Annotated in this window: 15 protein-coding genes; 10 read left to right on the top strand and 5 right to left on the bottom strand. The window is 62.7% G+C overall.

Annotated elements, in window-relative coordinates; all coding sequences use genetic code 11:
• Positions 1–8 precede the first annotated feature (8 nt).
• From ACT6QH_RS11685 to ACT6QH_RS11640, 10 genes are all read left to right on the top strand, one after another.
• Positions 9–515: a prepilin peptidase gene (locus ACT6QH_RS11685; RefSeq protein WP_444974996.1), complete on the top strand. Its 507-nt coding sequence runs from the start codon at positions 9–11 to the stop codon at positions 513–515.
• Between the two features lie 9 nt (positions 516–524).
• Positions 525–1,322: a Flp pilus assembly protein CpaB gene (gene cpaB, locus ACT6QH_RS11680; protein WP_444974995.1), complete on the top strand. Its 798-nt coding sequence runs from the start codon at positions 525–527 to the stop codon at positions 1,320–1,322.
• 336 nt (positions 1,323–1,658) lie between these two features.
• A complete protein-coding gene (locus tag ACT6QH_RS11675; protein ID WP_444974994.1) occupies positions 1,659–3,095 on the top strand; it encodes a type II and III secretion system protein family protein in 1,437 nt (478 codons plus the stop codon).
• Positions 3,096–3,105: 10 nt separating this feature from the next.
• On the top strand, positions 3,106–3,861 hold the full coding sequence (locus ACT6QH_RS11670; RefSeq protein WP_444974993.1) for a CpaD family pilus assembly protein: 756 nt from the start codon (positions 3,106–3,108) through the stop codon (positions 3,859–3,861).
• On the top strand, positions 3,861–5,102 hold the full coding sequence (locus ACT6QH_RS11665; RefSeq protein WP_444974992.1) for a CpaE/TadZ family protein: 1,242 nt from the start codon (positions 3,861–3,863) through the stop codon (positions 5,100–5,102). Before ACT6QH_RS11670 ends, ACT6QH_RS11665 begins: the two co-directional genes overlap by 1 nt.
• A complete protein-coding gene (locus ACT6QH_RS11660; RefSeq protein WP_444974991.1) occupies positions 5,099–6,565 on the top strand; it encodes a TadA family conjugal transfer-associated ATPase in 1,467 nt (488 codons plus the stop codon). Before ACT6QH_RS11665 ends, ACT6QH_RS11660 begins: the two co-directional genes overlap by 4 nt.
• Positions 6,562–7,524 carry a type II secretion system F family protein gene (locus ACT6QH_RS11655; RefSeq protein WP_444974990.1) on the top strand — a complete coding sequence of 321 codons (963 nt, stop codon included), beginning with the start codon at positions 6,562–6,564 and terminating at the stop codon, positions 7,522–7,524. The genes ACT6QH_RS11660 and ACT6QH_RS11655 overlap by 4 nt, the downstream gene beginning before the upstream one ends.
• Positions 7,525–7,550: 26 nt before the next feature.
• Positions 7,551–8,456 (top strand): type II secretion system F family protein, encoded by a 906-nt coding sequence (locus tag ACT6QH_RS11650; protein WP_444974989.1) that lies wholly within the window; start codon positions 7,551–7,553, stop codon positions 8,454–8,456.
• Between the two features lie 7 nt (positions 8,457–8,463).
• Entirely contained in the window at positions 8,464–10,581 is a 2,118-nt protein-coding gene (locus ACT6QH_RS11645) for a pilus assembly protein TadG-related protein (RefSeq protein WP_444974988.1), read from the top strand.
• A 156-nt stretch (positions 10,582–10,737) separates the two neighbouring features.
• Entirely contained in the window at positions 10,738–11,385 is a 648-nt protein-coding gene (locus ACT6QH_RS11640) for a tetratricopeptide repeat protein (protein WP_444974987.1), read from the top strand.
• A 35-nt stretch (positions 11,386–11,420) separates the two neighbouring features.
• On the opposite strand, the gene ACT6QH_RS11635 is transcribed toward ACT6QH_RS11640, so the two are convergent.
• The 5 genes from ACT6QH_RS11635 to ACT6QH_RS11615 all read right to left on the bottom strand — a co-directional run bounded on the left by ACT6QH_RS11635 (position 11,421) and on the right by ACT6QH_RS11615 (position 16,829).
• Entirely contained in the window at positions 11,421–12,122 is a 702-nt protein-coding gene (locus tag ACT6QH_RS11635) for a class I SAM-dependent methyltransferase (RefSeq protein ID WP_444974986.1), read from the bottom strand.
• Positions 12,089–12,502 carry an EVE domain-containing protein gene (locus tag ACT6QH_RS11630; RefSeq protein WP_444974985.1) on the bottom strand — a complete coding sequence of 138 codons (414 nt, stop codon included), beginning with the start codon at positions 12,500–12,502 and terminating at the stop codon, positions 12,089–12,091. The genes ACT6QH_RS11635 and ACT6QH_RS11630 overlap by 34 nt, the downstream gene beginning before the upstream one ends.
• 198 nt (positions 12,503–12,700) lie before the next feature.
• Positions 12,701–14,335, bottom strand: a complete 1,635-nt coding sequence (locus tag ACT6QH_RS11625) for a heme biosynthesis protein HemY (protein ID WP_444974984.1) — start codon at positions 14,333–14,335, stop codon at positions 12,701–12,703.
• Complete coding sequence (locus ACT6QH_RS11620; RefSeq protein ID WP_444974983.1) at positions 14,332–15,996, bottom strand: COG4223 family protein; 1,665 nt, start codon at positions 15,994–15,996, stop codon at positions 14,332–14,334. Before ACT6QH_RS11620 ends, ACT6QH_RS11625 begins: the two co-directional genes overlap by 4 nt.
• 86 nt (positions 15,997–16,082) lie before the next feature.
• Positions 16,083–16,829, bottom strand: coding sequence for a uroporphyrinogen-III synthase (locus tag ACT6QH_RS11615; RefSeq protein WP_444974982.1), 747 nt, complete (start codon positions 16,827–16,829; stop codon positions 16,083–16,085).
• Positions 16,830–16,902 lie beyond the last annotated feature (73 nt).

The following is a 16,902-nucleotide window of genomic DNA, read 5'->3' as shown; positions in this document are numbered from 1 at the left end:
GGTGGTTCATGACGATTGAATTTGTAGCTCGTCTTGTCTTCAGCCTTCTCATGCTTCTGGTTCTGGTGTGGGATGCGCGTTTCCTGCGTATACCGGATAAGCTGAATTTGCTTGTCGCCGGGGCATTCGTGCCTTTTGCTGCTTTGCAGGGGCTGGCCTGGGATGTGTTGCTGGGCCATGTTGGTCTCGCATTTTTTCTTTTTGCCTGCTTTCTTGCTGTGGCGATGCTCGGCCCTCTGGGTGGGGGGGACGTGAAGCTGGCCGGTGCTGTTGGTTTGTGGATCGGTTCTGCACCTGGGGTTGTGCGCTGGCTGGTCGCTGCGGGCGTGATCTACGCCGCGCTTCTGTTAATCGCCCTGATGTTTCGCAAAACCGGCCTGATCTATCGGTGTTCATCACTGCGCCTGCCAGCCTGGTTACGAGATCTGCTTTCCCCGGATGTGTCCTTGCGCAAGGCTGTCATTCCCTTTGGGGTGCCGCTGGCGGCCGGGGCTGTCTACTGGGCCTGGATCTAGGAGGCTCCCATGGAACGTAAAAGGCTGTTGCTTTTGGCCGTGGCCGTTCTGGCCGGAGGGCTTGCCTTCTACCTGTCCATGCGGACGGGGCCGCAATCCGGTCCGCCCCCCGTGCCGGAGCGTCGGATCAGTCAGCCTGTGCGTCCGTCGCAACTGGAGGTGCTGGTTGCGACGAAGGCCTTGCAGCTCGGGGCCCGGCTTGGGGCCGGGAGCCTGGCGTGGCAATCCATGCCGCAGGATCGCCTGCCGGAGGGCGCGATCTTGCGCAAGGACAAGCCGGAGGCAATGGCAGAGTTGAACGGGCGGGTGGTGATGCGCCCGATTGAGGGGGGTGAGCCGCTCATATTGGCCAAATTGGGCGCATCTGAAGAGGGTGGGGCGCTGGCCTATATGCTCGGGCGGGGCATGCGTGCTGTCTCCATCCCTCTGGATGCTAAAAATGTCCGGGCGGTGAGTGGGTTGATTGCTCCGCGGGATCGTGTGGATGTTGTTGTGACGCGGGCCCCCATGCAGGCTGGCCGTGTGGATGGTGTGGAACAGCCCGCGCGGATGCTTTTCCAGAATGTGCGTGTGCTGGCCGTTGGGCGTGAAATGTCGCAGGCCGGCGGCGCGGGGGTGAAGTCAGCGCTGGCGGATTCCGTAACTCTTGAAATGTCGCCGGATCAGGCGGGTCGTTTGCTGACAGCCATGCGACATCCGGGCGTCGAGGTTTCTCTCATTCTGCGGCCTGTGGGGGATACGGCGGAAGCTGGCGGGGCCGCTTCTCCGGGGTCGGTCATGACCATACGGTTTGGCCGCATTCAGTGATGGTTTTCTTCCTGCGGGCGCGTGTTGATGCGCCCTTGTTTGAGCATGCCTATTGTATGCCGGTAATGCTTTCAGAGATTTCAATATCTTTCGTGTTTCTGGGGGTGAGGTGCTTGAAAATTACCTCGTGGCACGATCTTTGATGGCTGTGATTAAGTATTCATAATTCAAAATTCCCTTATAAGTTGTAATATTGACAGAATGCACCAAAAAATTTATCTGCCGAAACAGCAGTGTTGGCCTGTGTTGCTGATTGTTTATGCTTTATTAACCATATAGAAAGTAGTTAACGAATATTCATAAGCGCGGAGCCGCGCTGTTCGAACGAGGGTCCTAATGGTGCGTCTGACTGGCGCTCTGCGGTTTGTTGCGGTTGTTTGTGCGCTGATGCTGAGCGCGCTGCCGCAGGCCCGAGCGAACGGCTTCGGGGATGGGGAGAAGAGTTCCACCTTCTCCGTCCCGATGCATCAGATCGTGAATATTGGCGTGGGGCGCTCGCGGGTGATTGAGCTGTCGGAGCCGGCGCGTGACACCTATGTGGCGGATTCTGAAGTTGCAAGTGCCGTGATGCAGACCCGGCAACGTCTGGTGATTACGGGTTTGAAGGATGGCGATACCACCATTCTGGTGAATGCCGCTGATGGCCGGCCGCTGGCGTCTGTTGAAGTGCGCGTGGCCAGGGATATGGGGCAGCTTCAGTCCACCTTGCAGACGGCTTTGCCGCATTCAAACATTACCGCGCGGGCCGCAGGTGACGCCATCATCCTCACAGGTACAGTGCAGGCTGCTGCGGATGCGGCGCGCGCCGTGGATATCGCGGCCGGCTTTGCCGGAAACCCCGACAAGGTGGTGAATGCCATCACGCTGAATGCGCGGGACCAGGTGATGCTCAAGGTGTCCGTGGCTGAGGTTCAGCGCAATGTGCTGAAGCAGTTCGGCGTGAATGCCAATGGCTCCTGGGCGGTTGGCGACATCATCATGGGCGGGGTGATGAATAACCCCTATGGCGTCGCCGGGCAGGCCCTGACGAGCACGGTGGGGGCCATTGCGGGGTCTTCCGTCAACCCCGCCGGGGGTACAAACACGCTGACCCTTCACGCCATGGCCCAAACCGGCGTGGCGCGCATGCTGGCGGAGCCGACATTGACAGCGGCCTCCGGTGAAACGGCCACCTTTCTTGTGGGGGGTGAAGTGCCTGTTCCCACAGGCATGACCTGCTCCTCCACCAATACGTGTCAGCCGACGATTGAATTCAAGAAATTTGGTGTCACGCTCACCTTCACGCCGGTGGTGCTGAGCGCCGGGCGTATCAGCCTGCGGATCGCTACTGAAGTGTCCGAGCCGGATACGCAAAACCAGCTCTCCTTCTCCACGGGTACGTCCACCCTTTCCATTCCCGGCTTCCGGGTGCGCAAGCAGCAGACTGTTGTGGAGTTGCCGTCCGGCGGCACACTTGTCACGGCGGGGCTCATTCAGGAGAGCGGGCAGCAGGCCATCACCGGCATTCCCGGCGCCATGGATGTGCCCATTCTGGGAACATTGTTTCGCTCTCGGGATTATCAGCGGCTGGAAACAGAACTGGTTATCACGGTTACGCCAATGCTCGCCCGCCCGCTGGAGGCGCGCCAGGTCACCCGGCCGGATCAGGGGTTTGCGGATGCGCCGGACCCGCGCGCCGTGTTTCTGGGGCAGGTCAACCGTATCATTGGCAGCCCCCGGCACAAGGTCGATCCCTCTCAATTCTATGGCCATGCAGGTTTCATCCTCGACTGAGGCAAGAGCAATGAACAGTCTTCTTCGCCATTGCATGTTCGCCTGTGTCGGCGTGTCGGCCCTGGGGCTTGCGGGTTGCAAGACGAGCGAGCCGTGGACAGAACCGCCTTATCCGACCTCCTACAAGGAGCGTCATCCCATTGAACTGACGGATGAGACGACGACGCTGGAGGTCTTTCCGCGCTGGGCTTATGGGCTGGAGCCGCGCCAGCGCGCGGATGTCACGGCCTTTGGGCAGGTCTATCGGCGGTCTGCCAAGAGCAAGCTGCTTATTAATGTGCCGGTGCCGCAGCAGGCGCTGGCCTATGGCAAGGGGCCATCCGGCCAATCCGCAGGTCACGCCATGGAACCAGCCGTGCGCGCCACGCTGGAAAGCGTGCGCAAGACCTTGATCCGCGCCGGTGTTGAGCGCCGCAATATCATGGTCTCCTATTATCCGGCGAGCTATTCTGCCGCGCCGCTGACCCTTTCCTACGACAGCTTCGGCGCGCGTGTGGCCAATGAATGCGGGCAATGGCCCGAGGATCTGGCAACCGGCGGTGATCCGCAGGGATACTGGAACGAAAGCTACTGGAATTTTGGCTGCGCCACACAATCCAATCTGGCCCAGCAGGTGGCGGACCCGGTGGATCTGGTGCGTCCGCGGGTGTCCTCGCCGCCGGATACGGTGCGGGCCGTGGATGACATCAGGGCGCTGCGGACCGGCAAGGACCCGGCCTCCTCCTATAATGCTGCGGAATCCATCGCGGATCAGGTGGAGAATTGATGGTGCGCGCCGATAAGCCGGTTCTTCTGCCGCGGGTCTCGATACTGGCGTTTTGTGAGACAGAGCCGGTCATGGAGGCGATTAATGCGGCGTTCGCCCATCCGGCCATGGCGCGTGTGCGCCCCACTGTCATGCCGGCGCGGGCTGTTGATGTGGGCGGATTTGGCAAGAATTTGACAGCCAATGGCCTGCCGGGCGCGCTCATCGTTGAGGTGGGCGAGCAGGCCGATCAGCGGGAAATTCTCCAGCAGCTGACAAAATTCGCGGCTTATTGCGATCAGGATACGGTGGTGCTCGTCATTGGGCACGATAATGATATCGCCCTGTATCGTGCTTTGTTGAATGAGGGCGTGGCCGATTATCTGGTGGCCCCTGTCACCAGCGATCAGATTCTGCAATCCCTGGCCAGCCGGCTGGCGCAGAAGGATGCCGCGGAGAAGGCCAGCAAGGTGATTGCGGTGGTTGGCGCGCGTGGTGGTGCGGGCACCACAACCATCGCTTCCAATCTGGCCTGGATGCTGGCGCAGGAGCGTGAGGAAAACTGCTGTCTGGTCGATCTTGATCTGCCCTTCGGGGGGCTGGCGTCGGCGCTGGATTGCCGGCCGGACCCGGAACTGTCGGCCCTGCTGTATACGCCGGAGCTGATATCCGACCCGGAAACCCTGAGCCGGATGCTCATTCACAAGACGGGCAATCTGTCTGTCCTGTGCGCCACGCCCAGCCTTGAGGCCGCAGGCCGTCGGCGGAATGATGCCGGCACGGCGCACCTCATCAAATTGTTGCGTTCCGAATTTTCCTGCACGGTTCTGGATGTGCCCCTGCAATGGAATGCGACGGTGGAGAATATCCTCGTCAAGGCCAATCATGTGGTGCTGGTGACGACGCCTGATTTTTCCGGCCTGCCCCCCGCGCAAACCTTGTTGCACTATCTGGGGCAGATGCGGGATGGAACCCTGATTGTGCTCAACCAGGCCCGACCACAGGATTCGGACAACTGGAAGACGGAGGATGTCCGGGCCGCCCTGAATGCGCCGAAGACGTACAAGATCGCGATGGACAAGGCGTTTCCAGATAGTGTGGCGCAGGGGAGAACCTTGTGTGAAATCGCCCCTTCCCATGCCGGGATGCAGGAATTGCGGCGTCTGGTCGCCCAGCTGTTCGGGGAGCCGGAAGAGAAGGCGGACGGCTGGTCCTGGCCCTTCTCGCAGCTGTTCCGGCGCTTGACGCAGAAAGGTGCATGATGGCGATCTTTGGCAAGAATCTTGGCAAGATGGCAGGTCGTGGAACCGGTCGTGCGGCGGGGACGGGTTTTGGCCCGGCTTCACAGCCTGGCCAGGAGGCTTCTGCTTCAGGGGGGACGGCGGAGCATCTGGCGGCATCCTCCACCCCGGCTGCTGTTCGCCTGCCGGATGAGGATGATGGCTTCCGCCAGCGCGCCGCGACGATCGGCCAGAGATGGATGGAACGGCTGATGGCCAATGCTGATCTCATCGCCGTCAGCCGGAACGCCAGTGTCGTCAATGATGCTTCCCAACGCACCGCAGTGCGTGCCGCGCTGGCCCAGATTGCCGCCAATGATCCAGGTAATCTTTCCCGAATAGAACGGGAAAAGCTGATTGAGGAGATCACGGCCGAAGTTGTGGGCTATGGTCCTATCGAAGTTCTTCTGGCAGATGACAGTATCTCGGAAGTCATGGTCAATTCCGCCAGCTCCATTTATCTTGAGCGAGGCGGGCGGATCGAAAAGACGAAACTGGCCTTTCGCAGTGAAGAAACCCTGCTGCGCATCTGTCGCAAGATTGTGGAGGCAGTGGGTCGCACCGTGGATGCGCAATCGCCCATGTGCGATGCGCGCCTCAAGGATGGCTCCCGCGTCAATGTCATCATTCCGCCGGTTGCGGTGGATGGCACTTGCCTGACCATCCGAAAATTCAAGAAGGACCGCTTCGTGCTGGCAGACATGGTGCGGCTTGGCTCGATGACGGCGGAAACGGCCGAATTGCTGCATGTGATCGGTCGTATCCGTGTCAATGTCGTGATTTCCGGTGGCACCGGCAGTGGTAAAACCACATTGCTGAACTGCCTGACGGGGGTGATTGATGCCAGTGAGCGCATCATTACCTGCGAGGATACGGCGGAACTTCAGCTTCAGCAGCCTCATGTGGTGCGGCTTGAAACCCGTCCGGCCAGCAATGAGGGCACGGGCGAGGTGACGATGCGCTCTCTGGTGCGCAACGCGCTGCGCATGAAGCCGCATCGCATCATTGTGGGTGAAGTGCGTGACGATGCCGCCATTGATCTGATCCAGGCCATGAATACCGGCCATATGGGGTCGATGGGCACGGTCCATGCCAATGATCCGCGCGGGTGCCTGGCGCGGATCGAGGCGTTGATCCGCACCGGCTCCGGCTATCAGAACCTGCCGGCTCACATTATTCGCAAGGATCTGGCGGATTCTCTGGATGTGGTTGTTCAAACCCAGCAACTGCCCAGCGGGCGCCGCGTCATCACCCATGTGACAGAGGTGTGCGGGCTGGAGGGGGAGACGGTCGTTCTTCAGGATCTTTTGCGCTTCAACTACCGGACAGAGCGTATTGAAGGAACGGGCATCATCAAGCCGCTTCTGTCCGAGCAGGCCTCCCGTTATGGCGAGGTGGATCGCCTGACCAAGGCCCTGCAAGCTGCAAATGGTGGCCGGTCATGAACCTGCTCACCGCTGTTCTGATTGGAATAGCGGTCACGACCGCATTGTTCGCGCTGTTCTACAGGCCGCTTTTCACGCCGGCGCAAATGTCCCGGCGCATGCAGGATATTCTGGAAGCTGCCCCCAATCCGCAGGACCCGAACGAAGGTTTGCGTGTGCGCCGCATGTTGCTGGCCAATCGTCTGGCCGAAGTTGCGGAAGAAGAGCGCCATCGCCGGCAGATGACCCTGAAGATCCTGTTGTCTCAGGCGGGGGTGAAATGGACCGTTCGGCAATATGTGCTGGCCAGTATTGGTGTGGGGGTGCTGTGCACTCTGCTGTTTCTGGTCATGGGGGCCAGCCTGCTGGCATTGCCGCTTGGAATTGTGCTTGGCACTCTGCTGCCGCGGCAGTTTCTGAAGGTGCAGCGAGCACGCCGGATCAAAGCTTTCGTGAAGCTGTTGCCAGATGCCCTTGAGGCCATGGCGCGCAGCATGCGCGCAGGGCTGCACATTTCTGAAGCCCTGCGCATCATTGTGAGGGAAGGGCAGGAGCCTTTGCGTGGCGAGTTTCAGGTGGTGGCGGATGAGCAGGCCATTGGCTCCACCCTCGCAGAAGCGCTGAAGCGGATGCATACACGCATTCCCGTGGAGGAAACCCGCTTTCTCACGCTCGCCATTTCGCTTCAGGCCGGAGAGGGCGGTGGGTTGGCTGAGACGCTGAATTCACTGGCGAACACCATGCGTGAGCGACGCAAGCTCACCGACAAGATCAGCGCCATGACGGCAGAGGCGCGCGCTAGCGCCATGTTGCTGGCCAGCCTGCCTTATATCGGCCTTGTCGTGAACTATCTGATCGACCCGGAGAAGACCTCACTGCTGTGGACCACGACAATCGGCAGGGTGACCCTGTTGCTGGGGACGGCTTGGGTTCTCATCGGCTTTTTCGTGATGAAGCGCCTTCAGGCCATCAAGGTCTAGGGCCTATCCGGGAGGGAGAATTCAGCATGCTCCAGGGTATCTTCATCGCGGCTCTGGCGGGGATCAGCATTTATGCGCTTGGCACGCTTGTGCTGGGTGATGCGCGTGAGCGGCGGCGCAGGGCCATACTGGCTTCCTGGCGGGCGCAGGAAGCGGGCCATGTGCCGGTGAGAGAGCAACTGAAGGATCTGGTCCAGATTATTGCGCAGGTGTTGCAACTGGAGCGCTGGCTGGGTTTTGCCCCATTGCGTGAGAAGCTGGCGCGGGCGGGCCGGCGCGGGCCACAGGCTGAGGCGCAGTTCCTGTTTGTACGTCTGGTAACAGGTGTGGGGGCGCTTGTCTTTTCCGCGCTCTATGTTTTCCTTGTGCTGCCGGACGGGTTGCCTTTTTCCTTGGCCGTGCTTGTCATTACATTCTTCACCTATATCGGCATCAAGTTGCCTGAAATTCAGCTGGACCGAGCCGGGCGCGAGCGCATTGCCTCCATCAAGGCTGCCTGGCCGGATGCGCTGGATCTGGCGCTGATCCTTGTGGAGGCGGGCAAACCGGTGGAGCAGGCGCTGCGCCGCATGGCGGATGATATTGCGCGCAGCTCTGCGCCCTTGTCCGAGGAAATCAGCATCACGCTGGCGGAACTGTCTTTTCTGCCGGAGCGGCGGCAGGCTTATGAAAATCTGGGCAACAGGACGGATTTGTCCGAGGTGCGCAGCGCTTGCATGGCGATTATCCAGTCCGAGCAGCAGGGCACCTCGCTTGCCCCGGCCCTGCGGGCTCTTTCTGCCGAAAGCCGGGCCGCCCGTATTTCCGCCGCCGAGCAGCAGGGGGCGAAAATCGCGGCCATCCTGTCTCTGCCGGTTATGATTTTCTTTATGCCACCGCTGGTTGTCATCAGCGCCATTCCTGCGCTCATTTCCTATATGGGCTGGAAATGAGGGTTTCATGATCTGGCACCGCTTCATTCGCCGGCTTCGCGATGTTTTGCGCGCGCAGGATGGCAATATGCTCATTCTGGGCGGCTTTCTGTTATCCGGTGTGCTGGCTTTCAGTGGCGTCGCGCTGGATTTCGGTTATGTGGTGGATCTGCGCCGCAAGTTGCAGGTGGCGGCGGATATGGCCGCCCATGAATATGCCCGTGGCAGGGATCAGGCGCAGCTTCAGCTTCTGTGCCGGGCTACGGTCGAGGGCTGTATCGTGCAGCTTGAAGGGAGCGCGCCGGATGTTTCCGTGCGGGTCTGCGCCAATTATGAACCCCTGTTCGATCCCATCTATAAAAGCCTTGGCGTGAATTATCCTTCACCGGAGGGTGGGATTCCCGAAACCGGAGCGGGTGCGGGCGAGGGGGCAGGGACAGGTGAAGGGGCGGGGGAAGAGGGCGGCGCTTCCACTGCATCCTTGTGGGTCTGCGCCAGAGGGTTTTCAACCATCAGTGCGGCTCCGGCCTGCACTCTGCCGGATGAGGATGAGGAAACCCGTTGGGTTGAAACGGCGGGTATCTGTCCAGCGGGGCAGACCGGAACCCTCTCTGAGAAAACGGAAGAAAAGAGAACAGCTTCCTGCCCGGAAGGGGCGACGGAGCCGGTGTGGAGCAGTTGGGTGCCGACCGGCAACAGGCAAACCGTCAACACCTGCGAAGAGCCGCAGCTCCAATGCCGGGAGGATGATCGCCAGCCGCGCTATCGCTGGTCAGCCACTCGGGAGGAGGCGTGCCCGAACGGAGAGAATTATGGCGCAATCCATTACAGGGTCCGCCAGGCCAGCTACCCATCCTGTGCGGCAAACAATGATGAAGGCTGGACAGAATGGGTGGATGTTGCGCCAGAGGAGCGCGCCAGAGATGTTGTGAACAGCTGTAGCTCCTCCTGCCTGAAAGGAAAGTTCACGCGTTGGCAGGAGGACCGGCAGTCTAACGCGATATATTGCCCCTCCACCCAGCAGATGGAGGATATGGTGGGCCTTCGGGAATACACCACCAATTATCACTGTGTGCGTGGAGAACAGCGCTCCAATGGCTGGAGAGCGAACAATACATGGAAATATCTGGAGCCGGATTGTCCCACGGGCGGAAAGGCTTTCACCGCGCCCGGCACCTATAGCTGGACTGTGCCGGAGCGTGTGAGGCGGGTTTCCGTGCTGGTTGTCGGCGGCGGAGCCAGTGGCAGTGTCGCGGCTTCTGAAACGGGAACCTTCAGTTTTGGGCCGGGAGAGGCCAGCATCATCTACGCACCCAGCGCAGTGACGGCGCGTGGCGGCGGATATGACGCCCTTTCCGTTGGAGAGAATGCCTATGATCGCCCCGGCACGGCTGGCGGCTGCAATAGCAGCAAGGAGGGTGGGAGCTGCGGTGGTGATGGCGGCCGAACCCCGATCCGGTGGGATGGCGACCAGACCTGGACCGAGGCAGGCACGGCGCTGGTGAGTGGTGGCGGCGGCGGCGGTGCCGCGGGGTATCGCGAGAGCGGGAACGCCGGAAGAGGCGCGGCCATAAACTGGGATACCATGCCCCAGGGGGGGCATAGTGGCGGTGGTGGCGGTGGCTATTATCGTCGGGCGGCCGGAGGCGGCGGCGGTGGTGTGGGTATCAACAGCTACGCCGATAACGGGGTTTGGAGCCAGAATGGCGCTGCTGGTGGTGGTGGCGGTTCCGGGGGGCAATCGGCAGGGCAAGGCTCTGATTATATCATTCAGGGGGCCGGCGGGGTTGTCTTCGGTGCGGACGGCGGAAGCCATGGTGGCGGCGGTGGTGGCGTGATGGCCCCATCTGCCGCAAAATCCTGGGACAAGGGATATGCCGGCGGCGGCGGAGAGCTTTCCTACAGAAATGGAGAGCGCGTCACGCCGGGGACAACAATTACCGTCACTGTCGGCAAAGGTGGTGAAGCGCCAGCCCCTGTTGAAATCCGGGTTGGAAGCCGAACCTATCTTGTGCGGCCCGGCTCGGGCGCGCAGGGTGCGGCGCGGATCATCTGGGGTGTGGGCTGCTGGAATCAGGAACGCAGGTTTCCGGATGCTCATGCCTCGGAGGATATTTACGAGCGTTGTGCATGGGACCCGGACTGAAATGTCCACCCTCGGCTCATGCTGGGCTTTTGAGGGGGGAGTTTGGGGGCTTGGGGCATGTTGCTGCGTGCTTCCGGGCTGTGCGGGGCACTGGTTTCCGGGGCGCGAATAATCTAAGCGGTGGGTTTTGGACATGTCGTGGCCTGAGGAATGAAGATGCGCCTTCCAATTCTAGCTGTCTCTTGTCTTGCCGTGGCTCTGGCCGGTTGCCAGACCAGTGGCGGCACGGGGCAGCCGGGCGCTTCGGCAACCGCGCAGTCTGTCATTGCCCAGGCTAGGGCGCTGGAAGAGCGGGGGCAGGTGGAGCAGGCTTCCGCCATTCTTCAGAAGGCAGCCCTGTCCGATCCGTCAAACATGACCTTGCGCGCGGCCTATGGCAAAAGCCTTGTGGGGCTGGGGCGTCTTGCCGAGGCGCGGGATGTGCTGGCCAATGCCCATACGCCGGATAATCCAGACCCGATGGTGTTGTCTGCGCAGGGTGTGGTGGCGGCCAAGATGGGCGATGTGCAGCAGGCGGAGGCATTCTTCACACGGGCTTTGAATTTGCAGCCGGAAGATCCTCGCATCGAAGCCAATATGGCCATGGCCTATGCCTCGAACGGGCAGATGGACAAGGCCGAGCGCATGGCAAGGCAGGCCGCCAACCGGGCCGGTGCAGATGCGCGCGTTCGGCAGAACCTCGCCATCATTTTGTCCATGCGTGGCAAGGATGATGAAGCGCGGAAGGTTTTCTCGCAGGATCTTTCATCCCAGCAAGCGGCCAGCAATGTGAAGGTTCTGCGCCAGATGCGTGCGTCACGTTGAAGAACTGCGGGCGGGCCGGAGGGGAGGGCTGAAGGTCAGCCCTCCGGCGGCGTGTTGCGCGGTTGCCAGACGCAGGTGCGCTTGATTTCCATATCTTCCAGTTCCCGCGTGACGGGGACATGATATTCGCCAAGCTGTTGCAGCCGGTCTTTCGGCAAATAGCTGCGGCCGGGGTCTCCGATCAGCACTGTCGCGCCACGTCCGGCCAGTTGCAGCAGCCACTGGAAGACCCGTTCCGCCAGATCCCTCTCGTAGCAGATATCCCCGGCCAGAATGGTGTCCCAACCCTTGTCCTGCCCGATCAGGTCTTCGCCAATGGGGGTGAGCACCACGCCATTGGCCTCGGCATTGAGGCGGATGGCGTGAAGGGCGAAGGGGTCGATATCCGCGCACTCCACATGCGCTGCGCCCGCCTGCATGGCCGCGATGCCGACCAGCCCGGAGCCGGAGGCAAAATCCAGAACCTGCTTTCCGGCCACCGTTTCCGGGTGGTCCAGCACATGGCGGGCCAGCGCCTGCCCGCCAGCCCAGGCAAAGGCCCAGAAAGGCGGGGGCAGGCCCATTTGGCCCAGCTCCTCTTCGGTACGGTGCCAGATGGGAACGGCCTCATCTGCCACATGCAGGCGCATGCCGGGCACCAGAGGCACCGTGCGCAGGCGGGTTTCCGTGCGGATGAAAGCGACCGGGTCGCGGATCGGCTGGCTCACAGTCCGCCCATTGCGCAAATCATGTTCCACTCCTCATCCGTCACCGGCTGCACGGAGAGGCGGGAATATTTCACCAGCGCCATCTCCTGCAAGCGCGGATCGGCCTTGATGGTGGCCAGCGTCACAGGTGTTTTCAGGGGCTTCACGGCTTTCACATCCACCATCACGAACTTGCCGGAAGGGTCCGACGGGTCGGGCCGGGCTTCACGGATGACCTCGACGATGCCGACAATCTCCCGTCCCTGATTGGAGTGGTAGAAGAAGCCCGTATCCCCCACCTTCATGGCCAGAAGGTTCTTTTTGGCGGAATGGTTACGCACACCATTCCAGGGTTCGCCCTTTTCCCCGTTCGCAACCTGCTGCTCCCACGACCATGTGTCGGGTTCGGATTTGTAGAGCCAGTGGGCCATGGCGCGCTCTCCGGTTACAGGCCGGTGACCGCAAGGGCCCGGCGGGAGGGAAGATGCCGTGCATGTGCCGGTTTGCCGCCGGCTTTGCAAGGGGGGCGGAGTGTTTGGCGAGGGCTGGCGTTGCGCAAGGGCCGTAGCGGCGCGAAAACGGCCGCACCTGTGTTTCTGGCGCGGCCGTTTCCTGTTCCATGCAGAGGCTTACAGGCCGAAAATCCGGCGCTTGTCCGTCACGCTTTCCGTCTCACCTTCAGGTTCCGGGCCAGGGTCGTCGGGCAGGGGCGGCATGGCGACAATATCAGTCGGCGCTGTGGCCTTCATGGCAGGTACAGAGGCTTTGTCATCCACAGGTGGCGCTGGGGTTTCCGGCTGCTTCTGCGGCACCTCATCTGCAACAGGCTGGCCCGTCTGTTCTGCGGGGGGCGCACTCGCTTCTGTTTCGGGCGCTGTGACTGCCCCCTCCACCGTGGTGGCGACGCTGCCGGCCATGGGGGCCGGAATGGCAGCGATGGCAGCCTTCACGCGCTCGGCCTCATGTTCCAGCAGCGGGGTTGTCGAAACGCCCGGCGGCACTGCCCAGACAAAGGCATCCAGCTTGCCGGATGTGGGTGACAGGGCAGCCCAGCGCTCGGCGACCACACCATCGGCAATCCAGGCGGGATCATGCGCGGCATTCACGGCGCGGGCGGCCCATTCCCGAGCCTTGCCAATATCGGCATGCTCGGCGGCTTCCAACTCGGCCATCATCATGCAGACGCGCTGGGTGGGCTGCTCCAGCAGCGGGGCAAGGGCCGTGCGCGCCTCGGAAAACTCCTGGGCGTCAAGCGCCGCATGAGCAAGGGCAATGGCGCTTTCGGCATGGTCCGGCGCGCGGGCCGTCAGTGCGCGGATACGCTTCAGCCGGTCCTGAGAGCTGTCGCCGGGACGCAGGAAGGCTTCGGTTTCTGCCAGTTCCGGGTGAGGGGTCGCGGCATAGGCCGTTTCCACAATCTTGCTGGCCTTGCGCATTTGCCCGTTGGCACCCAGAAGACGCCCGGCGCAGGCAGCGGCCGGCACCAGTGTGGGCGCAAGGCGCACCGCTTCCACTGCCCGCTCGCGCGCTACCGTGGGGTCTGTTTCCTCCAGAGCCAGCGCTTCGGCGGTGAGGAGAATGGCGCGGCGGCGGCGATACAGGGCTTTGTCGATGCCCTTTTTCGCCATCTGCCGTTCCAGCACAGCCAGAGCCCCGGCAAAATCGCCCTCGCCGCAGCGCGCTTCAATGACGGCATCAGCTGCCCAGTTCAGGGTGGGGGCAGCTTCTGCGGCCTGTGCGGCAAAGGCCGCAGCTGCGGCATGGTGGCCGGCCTTGCGCGCCTCTATATGCAGCCCGCGCAGGCCGAGAAGGCGGGTTTCCGGGTTTTCCGCCATGGCCTGGAAGGTGGCGACAGCCACTTCATGCTCACCCTCGAACTGGGCTTCCTGCGCGGTCAGCAGATGGGTGAGCGGCTCATCCGGCAGCAGGCGCACGGCCTCGGCGCGCGCCCGGCGGGCGGCTGCACCATCGCCGGTTCCGATGGCCAGCAGCCCGCGCGTGACAGCCTTCCAGCCCTTTTCGCGCTTTCGCTTGCGGGAGAAGCTCGCAATATGGGCGGGAATATCCAGCAGCAGCACAAGCAGACGCCACAGCAGCAGCAGCACGCCGGCGGTGATGGCTATGGTGACAAGCGCCACCGGCACACTGGTTTCCACCTGCCAGCCCTGCCACACCACGGTGATCTCACCGGGGCGATCAGCAACCCAGGAGGCCCCGAAGGCAATGGCGGCCAGCAGAAACAGGAAGAGGACGAGGCGGATCACTGCGTCTTCCCCGAAATGGCGGCGAGGGCGTTACGGTAAAGCGAGGAGGCGAGCTGCACCGCCTGGCGGCGCGCCTCGATCTCCGCCGTAATGGCGGTGAGTTTCTCGCTGACCTGCGGCGGAAGTTGCCGCAATTCGAACAGGGCGTTGTCCAGTTCGCCCACCCGCACCATCACCACGGCGCGGGCCAGTGCGCCTTGTGCGCCCGCCATATCCGGCCCACCGGCGGGGCGAATGGTGACGAGGGACCCTGCGCTGGACAGGAAGCGGGAGACCAGAGAGCCGTCTTCTGGCGTCTGCGGCACGGGCTTCAGGGCGGCGAAGGCGTTTGCGCCTTCCTTCTCCAGTTTCTCGGCCAGCGTCGCGCGGGGGGTAAAGCCCTTCTCGGCAGAGGCCGAAAGCGGGTCCAGAACCGAAGCCTGCGGGCCTAGAAGGGTGCGGGCGGCGTTCAGCTCTGGCGTGAAGGGGCGGCCAGCGCGGACGGCATTTTGCAGATCGGCCATCACCACCATGGCGGCGGCGGAACGGCTGAAACTGTCTGTCTCGGCAATCTGCGCATCGGTTTGCCGGCGCTCATCGGCGATGCGAGAGCCTAGCGCGGCAATGCGCGGGGCCAGAGCCTCCGCCGCCTTGCGCATCTCGGTGAGGCTGGAATCCAGTACGTCGATGCGCGGGGCGAGGGTTTCGCTCTGCTGGGCCAGTTGGGTGGCCTTGGCAACGTCCTGCGTGATGGAAGCAAGCCGTGGGGCCAGCGCCGCTACCTGTCGGGCGGTTTCTCCGGCAGTATCGGCTGCGGTCTTGGCCTGTTGCAGAGCCTGTTCGCTCTGGGTGGCCTGTGTTTCCAGCTGTGCGCCCAGCTTTGTCTGGGCAGCGCTCAGGCGGCCAATCTCCACGCCGATTTGTGTAAAGGTGGATTTCAGGTCTTCATCCTGCTGGCGCAACTGGGTTAGCAGCTGGGCCGCATCTTCTGGCAGAGCCGGCTGGGCCTCACCTTCCGGCCGGGCCTCCAGAGTGCCGACCGTGCCGGAAAGGGCTGCAAGACGCGTTTGCGCCGTCTTGATCTGCGCTTCCACGCTGGCCAGTGCCTGAGGTGTGATGGCCGGGCGCTCTTCCAGCGCGCTCAGCCGCTGGGTGAGGGGCGTCAGATCCACAGCTGGCTGCGTGAAGCGGCCTTCCGCCGCCATGTAATAGACTACGCCGCCCCCCGCAGCGCCGCCGGCAAGAGCCCCAGCGATGAGCGCGGCAATGAAGCCTCCGGCTCCCAGGCGCGATGATCCGCGGGGCGGTTCATCATGGGGCTTGTCATTCCGGGGCGGTTCTTCCGGCGTTGTGGGCGAAGCCGTGTCCGCGCCGGTGTCTTTGGCCGGAGCATCCGCCTTGTTTCCTGTAGATTCTGCCGGTGCTTGTGCGCCTTCGGCGCGCGCAGCGTCACGCGCAGAGGTTGTGTCGCCGGATTCTGCGGAAGGAGCGGATGTCGCCGTGGAATCAGTTTGCGCCGGGGTGGCCTTGTCCGCCATTGGGCCGGGTTCAGCCTTGTCTGGCGCGGCATCGGGGTTGGGCTGCTCTTCCACGCGCACCTCTTCAGCCTTCAGCTCAAGGGTGGGGGGCTTGCGTCCCTTGCGGGATGAAAAGCCTTGCGCGTTCGGATCTTGGCTCGCCATGGGTCTCCTCGCGGATCGAAGCCGGCTTCTACTTTCGGGATAGACTGCCGCGCCGGTCTCTGCAACCGTCGCACAGATGCGCCTTGCTAGAGAAGCGCCAAAAGTGCCTCTTCACTGGGGGCACCGGCAAGATGGGTTTGAAGGCCGGCTGCAACCAGAGGGCCTGCCACCTGCGCGGAAAGGCACAGATGGCGAGCATTGGAGAGCCGGTGCATGAGGCCGGCTGCCGCCACGCAGGAGAGCAGGGCGGTGGCCGTGCGTTGTGAATAATGCAGGACGCATTCAATCTGCCCTTCAGCCAAGGCGTCGCGGGTGGTTTGCGCCAGAGTGCGCGCCGTTTCCGCAGCGTAGACCTCGCTGATGGTGACGTGCAGACCGTGGGGCGCGAGGGCTGCGGGCAGGTCCGCTGCCCGGTGCAGGGCTGCGGGGTAGAGGATGCGTGTGTCGGCGGGCAGATCCTGCGCCATGCGGCGGGTCATGTCGCGCGCATCGCCCGCACAGGTGATGATGGTGGAAAAGCCAGCCTGTCGCACGGCCTGCGCCGTGCGCGTGCCAACGGCATAAACCGGTAGCGGGCTGAGTGCCTGAAACCAGGCGGGCCCTTCAGGTGCAGCGGCCATGGCCGCCATGCAGGCGTCCACCCCATTGATGGAGGTGAAGGCGAGCACATCGAAAGGGGAGACAAAAGGGGCCGCCAGCATGGCCTTCCGCAGCCCTTCCGGCAGATGGCGGATGTGCAGCATGGGGTCCATCAGCACCTCATGCCCCAGCGCGCGCAGGCGGGCGGCGGTTTCTTCGGCGGCCGGCCGGGGGCGGGTGACAAGGGTGAGCATGAAGGTTCCCTTCGTGATGAGGCCGCGTCTTCACACATATAGGGTGCGCACGCCTGTTCTGTCAGGCGTGCGG

Source organism: Haloleucobacter albus, from assembly GCF_052492075.1.
Note: the sequence above shows the minus strand (reverse complement) of the source record. Positions and strands in the feature narration are given on the sequence as shown.